The organism is Cyanothece sp. BG0011 (assembly GCF_003013815.1).
Classification (GTDB): Bacteria; Cyanobacteriota; Cyanobacteriia; order Cyanobacteriales; family Microcystaceae; genus Crocosphaera.
In genome coordinates, this window is sequence record NZ_PRLH01000006.1 from 47957 (window position 1) to 57388 (window position 9432).

The 9432-nt window shown below is 36.7% G+C and carries 11 protein-coding genes; 2 read left to right on the forward strand and 9 right to left on the reverse strand.

Annotated elements, in window-relative coordinates; translation table 11 throughout:
- Nucleotides 1-42: 42 nt before the first annotated feature.
- Together C4E06_RS02120 and C4E06_RS02125 are read right to left on the reverse strand one after the other, a co-directional pair.
- Entirely contained in the window at nucleotides 43-336 is a 294-nt protein-coding gene (locus tag C4E06_RS02120) for a YkvA family protein (RefSeq protein ID WP_107666574.1), read from the reverse strand.
- 223 nt (nucleotides 337-559) lie between these two features.
- Nucleotides 560-982 carry a hypothetical protein gene (locus C4E06_RS02125; protein WP_107666575.1) on the reverse strand — a complete coding sequence of 141 codons (423 nt, stop codon included), beginning with the start codon at nucleotides 980-982 and terminating at the stop codon, nucleotides 560-562.
- Nucleotides 983-1291: 309 nt separating this feature from the next.
- Here C4E06_RS02125 and C4E06_RS02130 point away from each other — a divergent pair, with 309 nt between their 5' ends.
- Nucleotides 1292-1654 carry a hypothetical protein gene (locus C4E06_RS02130; protein WP_107666576.1) on the forward strand — a complete coding sequence of 121 codons (363 nt, stop codon included), beginning with the start codon at nucleotides 1292-1294 and terminating at the stop codon, nucleotides 1652-1654.
- A 117-nt stretch (nucleotides 1655-1771) separates the two neighbouring features.
- On the opposite strand, the gene C4E06_RS02135 is transcribed toward C4E06_RS02130, so the two are convergent.
- From C4E06_RS02135 to C4E06_RS02145, 3 genes are read right to left on the reverse strand one after another with little or no spacing between them, the layout of a single operon-like run.
- Entirely contained in the window at nucleotides 1772-2623 is an 852-nt protein-coding gene (locus tag C4E06_RS02135; RefSeq protein WP_107666577.1) for an energy-coupling factor transporter transmembrane protein EcfT, read from the reverse strand.
- Nucleotides 2610-4334: an ABC transporter ATP-binding protein gene (locus C4E06_RS02140; protein WP_107666578.1), complete on the reverse strand. Its 1725-nt coding sequence runs from the start codon at nucleotides 4332-4334 to the stop codon at nucleotides 2610-2612. The genes C4E06_RS02135 and C4E06_RS02140 overlap by 14 nt, the downstream gene beginning before the upstream one ends.
- Before the next feature lie 56 nt (nucleotides 4335-4390).
- On the reverse strand, nucleotides 4391-5167 hold the full coding sequence (locus tag C4E06_RS02145) for a hypothetical protein (RefSeq protein ID WP_198648228.1): 777 nt from the start codon (nucleotides 5165-5167) through the stop codon (nucleotides 4391-4393).
- A 149-nt stretch (nucleotides 5168-5316) separates the two neighbouring features.
- Between C4E06_RS02145 and C4E06_RS02150 the strand changes: the two genes are divergently transcribed.
- Nucleotides 5317-7530: a cation:dicarboxylate symporter family transporter gene (locus C4E06_RS02150; protein ID WP_107666587.1), complete on the forward strand. Its 2214-nt coding sequence runs from the start codon at nucleotides 5317-5319 to the stop codon at nucleotides 7528-7530.
- Here C4E06_RS02150 and C4E06_RS02155 read toward each other — a convergent pair whose 3' ends face one another.
- The 4 genes from C4E06_RS02155 to C4E06_RS02170 form a co-directional block, all read right to left on the reverse strand.
- Nucleotides 7531-8109 (reverse strand): hypothetical protein, encoded by a 579-nt coding sequence (locus tag C4E06_RS02155; protein WP_107666579.1) that lies wholly within the window; start codon nucleotides 8107-8109, stop codon nucleotides 7531-7533. It lies immediately after the preceding gene.
- Nucleotides 8075-8791, reverse strand: a complete 717-nt coding sequence (gene pyrF / locus C4E06_RS02160; protein WP_107666580.1) for an orotidine-5'-phosphate decarboxylase — start codon at nucleotides 8789-8791, stop codon at nucleotides 8075-8077. Before pyrF ends, C4E06_RS02155 begins: the two co-directional genes overlap by 35 nt.
- A gap of 104 nt (nucleotides 8792-8895) precedes the next feature.
- Entirely contained in the window at nucleotides 8896-9015 is a 120-nt protein-coding gene (locus C4E06_RS02165) for a photosystem II protein Y (protein ID WP_009544331.1), read from the reverse strand.
- 66 nt (nucleotides 9016-9081) lie between these two features.
- Nucleotides 9082-9432 (reverse strand): gamma carbonic anhydrase family protein (locus C4E06_RS02170; protein WP_370051233.1); only part of this gene is annotated, 351 nt, incomplete at its 5' end.

The following is a 9432-nucleotide window of genomic DNA, read 5'->3' on the forward strand; positions in this document are numbered from 1 at the left end:
CTTTCAAAACCTATATTATTAAGTTACTTATCGATGGTTTATTTACGAAACTGGTTCAACATCGATAGTTTGTTCTTTGTTCAGTTTATCTTCTTGGGTAATAGATGATTTATTACCTTTTTGACGATGTTCTAAGAATAAAGCCGATAATTCACCCACTAATAAAGATAAAATGAGTCCATCATCGATCCATCCCAAAATAGGAATAAAATCCGGTGCAATGTCAAAAGGAAGTAATAAGTAAGCAACGGTTCCTAAAATAATAAACCAACGATATTGAGGATGTTGAATTTTGGATCGATACCAGTTGTAAAAGGATTTAACAATAGAATCCATGAATGTTTCCGTAACGTTTTAACTATTATTAGTTTGCCATTTATTGATAGTCATAACCAAGGGTTGATTACCGATCCTTTTTGTAGGGTTTCTCTTTTTTATAAGTGACAGTTTGCCAACTGTCCTATTAATTTTTTAAAATTCTGTAGGAATCTATAAAGTTACAAATTCCTACTATTTTTCAGCTTTTTTGACTCAAAATCTCTCTCTAATGTTATCTTTTCTAATCTGCACTAGGAGAGATACGAAAAGCTTGTTTTACATTAGGTTGATAGAGGTAATAAAGAATTAAACCAGCGATTCCTAAACTGATCACCGATCCTATCAAATTTTTACCATTTAAAAGACTGGTAATGTAAGTAAGGGCATAAATAAACTGAATAACCACCGCCATGGCCCAGGCCCAATTTTTCATGGCAAATAGACCATAACTAACCCCCAATGAGAGAATACTATTCACTAAACCAATAATTGCGGTTATTACCATCACAAAACTGGTTCCTGTAAAGTCAGCTTGTCCGGCTAAAAATCCCCCTACGGTTCCTAAACTACCGAACAGTAAAAAAAGTAAACTCGAAATAATTCCCAGTATTCCACCTAGTAAGTTAAGAATAGCAAGAATAATCACACCTTTAGGGCGTTTCATCTTTAATTACTCCTTATTAATTAAGATAATACTAATCTATAGTGAATTGTAACGAAATTTTCTGGATTGAGACAACTTTTTAATTTAATCCCTTATGATAAGAAAACCTAAAAAAGTTGCTAACTTATCTCAACAGTTAAGAGAACTTCTCATACTACATTGGGTCAAAAACTGCTGTATAAATAGTTCCTATCTGGGTTCATCCTATTGGTTATATTTCTTCACCCCATTGCATGAAGAAATGTTAAGTTAATCATTGTAAATTAAATAGTATCTTCTAATTTTTGCAACTTCTAGGAACGAGTCTTCATGATTAAATATATAATTGCTAGTGGTTTTTCTGCTGCTATGTTACTTAATTTAGCTTCTCCTGCAGTATCTTCTGAAGATGTAGCTGTGAACCTTAATATCGATTCTAATCGTAATTATTACACTACTACTAATAGTTTAGGTGCCACCAGTCTGGTTCAATTAGCCTATCAAGGATCTTTTAAAACTCAAGGTATTCCTAGTCATGGAGGACTTGTTCGTTCTGTTATGTCTGGCAAAGTTAACGCAGAAACCCTCGTAACGGCTGCTATTGCTGAAGGTCGAGTTTCCCCTGATACTTTATCTGATAAAGGTTATCTTGATCTTGTCAATCTCAGACTTAGAAGCTTCCGTAATTTTTAAGAGAAAACATCATCAATATAACAATTTAATAGATTAGTAGAATGAGGGATCTTTCTCTCATTCTATTATTGTTGTACTGGGGTTAAGGGTTTAGCATTGCTAAACCCCTACAATTTTTTATGAATAAATTAACCAGGGAAACTGTCCGACACCCCACAGAAAATATAAAATAGTTGCGATGATAAAGAACAAAACAAAACCCATCATAAAATTATAATCGGTTTCAGTTAAAATTGATTCGTGTAAATAAGTCCGTTTTGAACTCCCAGAAAAGGCTTTTGATTGTAAGACAACTTCTAATTTTTGAGATTTTGCCATGGCGTTTAAAATCAAGGGAACGGCAATAGTAGCATAAACACTAACTTTCTTAAAAATACTCATCTTTTCTAATGCTAATCCTCGTAATCTTTGCGCTTCTAAAATCCCTTGAATTTCTTCTAATAATAAGGGAAAAAAGCGCAATGTCGATGAAAAAATAAACACAACTTTATAGGGAATATTCGCTTTGACCATTCCCACAACCATATCATTAATATCTGTGGTAAAAATTCCCAAGGGAATAATTAAAACCATCGTCAATGTTTTAAAAACAATGTTTAATCCATAAACCATTCCTTCTTGATTCATAGTTAAACCCCCAATCCAAAACCAATCTTCAGGAACGGAAAAAATAGGGGTTAATGTCTCTGTGTTTAACAAAGTTTGCACTTGAGAAACATTAAAAAATCCCATGACTATAACAATTAAAATATAAAAAGGAATCATTACCTTAAAAACAGTGCTGAGATAGTCTAATTTTACCCCTGCAAATAGACAAGAAATGCCAACAATTAAGGTTAAGATTCCTCCTGTAACGGGACTTTCCCAGACAAAAGCGATAACAGTAATAACCGCCATCATTAACAATTTTGTGCGAAAATCTAGACGAGTAAAAATAGAATCTTTGTCAACGGTTTCAAACTTCATCATGATAGAAACACTCCGCTAGTTCATTAGGGGTTAATAAAGGATAATTTTCATGAGTTAATTGACTCAATGTTTTAGATAATAAAACCGCTTGAGGAGGGGTTAAATAAGTGGATTCTAATAAGTCTGTTTGGTGGTAAGCTTCTCTGATGGGTGCATCTAATAAGACTGTACCTTTACCCATGATAATAACTCTTTCTGTGTACTCTGGCATTAAATATAAATGATGAGTAATAACAATAATGGTTTTACCCATTTGATGCAGTTGACGACTCACATCTAAAATAGCACGAGATCCCTTATAATCTTGGCCTGTGGTGGGTTCATCGAAGATAATAATATCAGGTTCCATGGCTAAAATAGCAGCAATAATTATTCTAGCGCGATCGCCTTTCGGTAAGGATAAAGGATGGTCTTTTTTATACTCTAATAACCCCATTTCTTCGAGACTTTGGGTTACTCTTTTTTCTATTTCTTCTTTCTTATATCCCACATTATTTAAAGCAAAAGCGACTTCTTCTCCTACTGTCATACTAAAGATTTGATTATCGGGATTTTGGGCGACATAACCGATAGACTTGGCTAAGTCACTAACGGTTAAAATTTTAGTATCTTTTTCTCTTATTTTTACAGTTCCTTTAGTGGGTTGTAACAAGTTCAAAAAATGTTTAACTAGGGTACTTTTTCCGGCACCATTTTGTCCAATAATTAAACAATATTCCCCCTCATAAATGTTTAAAGATATGCCATGTAATGCTTTGGTTCCATCCTCATAAATATGGGTTAAATCTTTTGTGGATAAGACAGGGGTTTGATCTTCTCGATAGGGTATGGTTTCAAAGTCAAATTTAGGAGAAATGTGAGCAGTATTTTGTAACTGTTTTAATCCCTTTTTTCCTTCTTCTAAAGTAACAGGTATTTTAGGGATAGTTAAGCCCCTTTGTTTAATCCCATAAAAGGTTTTTGCCACTTGAGGAGGACGAAGATTATGACGTTCTAATAAATCAATTTCTGAGTAAATTTCGTGGGGTTTTCCCGTGGCAATAACTTCTCCTTCAGAGAGTAAAATTAAGCGATCGCTAAACTCGGCCATTTCTTCGGCTGAATGGGATACCATAACAATCGTTACCCCTAATTCTTCGTTTAACTCTTTCACCGTTGAAAACACTTCCATTGTCCCGATAGGATCAAGTTGGGATGTGGGTTCATCTAATATTAATAAACGGGGTTGTAAGGCCAAAGCAGCCGCGATCGCTAATCGTTGTTTTTGTCCCCCTGATAATTCTTGAGGGTGTTTATCTTCCGTTCCTTCTAATCTGACGGCTTCTAAAACATGGGGAATACGTGCTATAATTTCATCGCGATCAACACACAAATTTTCTAGGGCAAAAGCGATCTCATTTTCTACCGAAGTTGAAATTAATTGAGTTTCGGGATCTTCAAAAACTGCCCCCACATAACCAGCTAAATGACTAACCGGATGCTTCAAAGTATCCAAACCAGCAACCGTTACATAACCAAAAAAACGACCCCCATAAAACTGCGGTACAATCCCATTCAACGTTAAACAAAGGGTGGTTTTACCGGCCCCGGTTGGGCCAATAATGCCTAAAAATTCCCCTTCATAAATCTCTAAGGAAATATCCCTTAAAACCGGCTGTTTTGAATTGGGATAAAAATAAGAAACTTTATCTAAACCAGCAATAATATCCATGATTTTTTCAGTTATCAGTGTTCACTTTTTCTAAATTCTACATTCTAAATTCTAAATTAATAAATAGCTGCTTCCGGTTTCATAATACCAATTGCCCGAAGTCCAGAAATAACCCGAACCCCAATAAACGCCCCCACTAAAGAACGAACTAAATTTTCTAATGGCATAATAGGAATTAAAAAGATCCAAATCTCTTCAGGCCAGTTAAACATGGCGTAAGTAATGACAATTTGAGCAATATGATAAACCCCGGCAATGGTCCAACTACCAAAAAATAAACCTAACCAAACTAACCGTAAATTCTGACTATTAATCCATTTTGCAAATAAAATCCGAGTGGGTAAAATAAACAATAATAACCCTGACCAATCAATAAAAGATCCCTTAATAATCACAGATAGAGAAACCCCATTATTCATGGCACGAGAGATATATAGAAAATAGGCAATCACAAAGACAATGGTCATCCCAAACCACCAATATCGGCGTTTTTTTCCGATCACCATACAACCAGCAGCAAAACTGGCCACCATTGCCCCAAAAATAGAAACCGGCGGAATACCGGCCGTATGAGGGGCTAAAAACACCCCCATGAGGGTTCCGATGCCACTGGCTAATGCACCCCCCACCGGCCCCAGAATCCAGCCCAGAAGGGGGAAAATACCCTGACTGAGGGGGAAAATACCACCCGAGCCAATGGTAATGGAAAAAGGAATAAACGCCAGCACTGTGACCACTGCCGACATGACCACAATATAATCTAAAGGGGTTCCATCAATAGAAGCACTTCCTAAAGATTTGATCTCTCGTTGTTCACCAGAAGGTTGAATCATTATTATATTTTGTCTATCCATATAAAAACTTATTCTATCATTGTCATTCAAGTTAAATGATCGGTTGGGGTAAATTTAGTAATTTTAGTTACATTGTCTACCCAAGCGATCGCTACCTAAATATTATTTACACCTCGGATCAATCAAGCGTGAGAAAACTCTATAACACGGTTAGATCGACTTTAGCATTAAAAGTATTAATCGGGTTTATTTTAGGCATATTAACAGGTCTATTTCTAGGGGAAATGGCATCAGTTTTCGGTGGGGTTGGTATTGCTTATATTCGTTTGTTTCAAATGCCAGTGATTCCCTATATTTTAGTTTCTTTAATTTCAGGTTTAGGTAAATTAGATTTTACAGCAGCTAAAGGAATTTTTATTAAAGGGGGAATAGTTTTATTATCGTTATGGATGCTGACTATTGTTGTTTTGATCTTGATTCCTTTTGGTTTTCCCAGTTGGGAGTCAGCTTCTTTTTTTAGTGCAAGTTTAATCGAACCCCAAAAGAGTATTAACTTTTTAGATTTATTTTTGCCATCTAATCCTTTTTATGCGATGGCTAATACGATTATTCCCTCTGTGGTAACGTTTAGTATAGCTGTGGGCTTAGCTTTTATTTTTATTCCTGAAAAATCAACAGTTATTGAAGTTTTTAGTAAACTCAGTGATAGTTTAATGTTAATCACTCGATGGGTTGCAAAATTAGCACCAATTGGTGTTTTTGCTATTGCTGCCAATGCGGCTGGAACCTTAAGATTTGAGGATTTTGAACGATTACAAGTTTATATTATCTTACAAGGCTGTATTGCTTTAGTCTTAAGTTTTTGGATTTTACCTAGTTTAGTAACTGTTTTAACCCCGATTAAATACAGAGATATTATTAATAGTATAAAAAATCCTTTAGCCACAGCTTTTGCCACGGCCAACCTATTAGTGGTGATTCCGATTTTAGTGGATAATAGTAAAAAACTGATTGCCAATATTAAAATTAGTGATAGTGGAATAGATGAAGAAGAATCACCCTTGGATGTTATAATCCCTGCTTCTTTTAACTTTCCTAATATGGGAAAATTACTATCTTTAGGATTTATTCCTTTTGCGGCTTGGTATGTCGGATCACCTTTATCAGCGACTCAATATCCCAGTTTTTTAGTAACAGGAATTGCTGTTTTTTTTGCAGATGGAACCTTAGGAACAACTTTTTTATTAAATCTGTTTAAAATACCTACAGATATGTTAACGCTCTATATCACTGTCGAGATTTTTACCGCTCGTTTTGGGGTATTAGTAGCAGCGATGCAGACAGTTGTGTTAGGCATTTTAGCCACTTGTGCAATACAAGGATTAATTGTCATTAGAAGAAAGAAAATAATTAACTTTGCTATTAGTTCTATTTTGTTATTAGCATTGATTTTAGGATCGATTCATTTTATTTATACTACTTTTTTTCCGAGTGATTATACTAAAAATCAACTGTTAAGTAATTTGGAACTATTAAGAGTCAGAGATGCTCAACCTGTGAACGTTTTTAAAACGCCTCCTATGATTAACAATTTAGAGCCAAAAGAACCAGAAGGTTCTAGATATCAACAAATCAAAACTAATCATCTTTTACGAGCTTGTTATTTACAAGATGATTATCCTTTTTCTTATTTTAATAATCAAGGAAATTTGGTCGGTTTAGATGTAGAAATGATTCATATTTTAGCCAGAGAATTAGGAGTAAAATTAGAGTTTCTTCCCCTCCAAGAACCTATCAATAAAAAAGAAGATATTGCTGCTTATCTCAATGGAAATTACTGTGATATATTAATTCCTGCTGTGGCTTTGACACCAGAAACAACGGAAGTCGTTACCTTTACCCAATCTTTTTCTAAACGAACGTTATCTTTTGTTTTTAAAGACGATAAAAAAGAACCCTTTACTAATTGGAAAAAACTTCAAAAAAAACATAATTTACAATTAGCCATTCCTGCCGATGTTCCTTACTATATTGCGAAATTGAAAGGCTTATTACCTAATGCTGAAGTTGCCATTACTAATCGAACCATTAGAGATTTATTAGGAGTCAACTCAGAGGAATTTGATGCTATTGTTATACCAGCAGAAAATGCGTCAGCGTGGACGATTCTTTATCCCAATAATGGGGTAGCCGTTCCCCAACCCATCGTATCAATTCCTGTCGGGTATATGCTACCTAAAAATGCCCACAGTTTAGCCGATATTATTAATCTTTGGTTAGATTTAAAACAAGAAGATAAAACCATACAATCTCTCTATGATTACTGGGTTCAAGGAAATATTCAAAGTATCAAAAAACCGCGCTGGTCTATTATTAGAGATGTATTACATTGGATAGAATAATTATCGTCTTAAAACCCCTGCCCGACAGTCTTTTAACCATAATTTTATCCCTTGTCCGATCGCTCCATTCATGGCATCTTGAGGGGGTAAAGGGAGATCACCCTGTTCTAAATCAGCTAATTGAGAAAATAATAAAACCAGTCGCCAACCTTCAGAAGTCGGGGTTAAAAATAACCAGTAATAATTCTGTAATAAAATCGCTTCGGTGGGGGTATATTGTCGTTCTAACGTAGTAAAAAAAACCTGTTTTGTTTCATCCGGTAACTCAGGTTCATATTGTAAGTTACTCAAGGGTAACGGCTCAAATTCTGGGTTACCTGCCACTAATATATAATTATAAATCTCCACACTGCGATCGCCAATATTAGAGCGTTGTGCCACTCGGTTGCTGTAACCCGGTAAATCTTTTAACATCCGAGTCATTAAGGTTTCAATATCAGAGGGGCAAGCTGTCTCTCGTTTCGGTAACGCTTGTGTGGGTAAGGCAAGAGGCAAGAGGCAAGAGGCAACAGTTAAAATTGTGATAACCGTTATTCGGCTAACATTACCCCATTTTGTCATTGTGACTTCTAACTTCATCAATAATACGATTCCAGGCCATAACAGGATCATCTGCCATTGTAATCGGTCTACCAATCACTAAATAATCAGCCCCTGCCTTTAAAGCTTCTTTTGGCGTCATCACCCTGCTTTGATCTCCCCTTTGAGACCAAGCCGGACGCACCCCAGGACAGACTAACACAAAATCCTTGCCACACACTTGTCTGAGTTGAGCCACTTCCTGGGGGGAACACACCGCCCCATTAATCCCTGAATCCCTGGCTAATAAAGCCATCTGTAAGGCGTATTCTGGGAGTTCTAGGGGGATTTTTAGATCAAATGCGAGATCCCGTGAATTGAGGCTAGTGAGGAGGGTGATGGCTAATAATTGAGGGGGTGAGGGGCTTTTAGAAATGGCTTCGGTGGCTGCTTTGAGGGCGGTTTTGCCGGCAGTGGCATGAAGGGTCATTAAATCAACCCCATACTCACAGGCACTGCCACAGGCTCCGGCGACGGTGTTGGGAATATCATGAAATTTGAGGTCAAGGAAAATCTTTTTTTCTCGCTTTTTAAGCTCTTTAAGAATAGTCGGACCTGTGGCCACAAATAATTGTAAGCCGACTTTCCAAAACGTCACATCTGGCAAGCGATCGAGTAACGAGATCGCCGCTTCTTCTGTGGGGACATCTAAGGGAACAATGATTTTATCAGCAATAGACATGGTTTTATCTTAACTCCAATGAAAATTGTAGGGGTCAACGGCCGTTGACCCCTACGGGAATGATGCAGTATTTCACAAATTCAGGATTTGCTCCTGATGTAAAATTACGCTTCTTTATTAAAGAACCCTTGTACTTGTCGAATAGCAGCCGCAGCAATATTAAAACCTGCCCAGCCGGCTGCAATTAAAATCGGTCCTAACACGACTAAAACACGCCAATCCATTGTTTTTTCCTCTGTGTACTTGTTATGAGACTTTAATGAAAAAATTATGTTTCTATTTATAGCTTATCAGGGTTCATTTGTGAATCCCAAATCGGTTCCTTTATCGGCATGAACTAAAGCCAGTTGTTGGTACCGTTTGGCGTGTTCGATAATTTTGTCTCCTTCTTTTTCCGATAAATCTCGAACCCGTCGCGCCGGAACCCCGACTACCAGCGATCGCGGTGGCACATCCTTGTTAACAATGGCACCGGCCCCGATCAAACTGCCGGTTCCCACGCGAATACCATTCAAAATCACTGCCCCGATGCCAATGAGACAAGCTCTTTCAATATAAGCTCCGTGAATGACGGCGCGGTGGCCAATGGTAACGTATTCTTCTAAACAGGTTATTTCTCCTGGATCACCGTGTAAAATCGC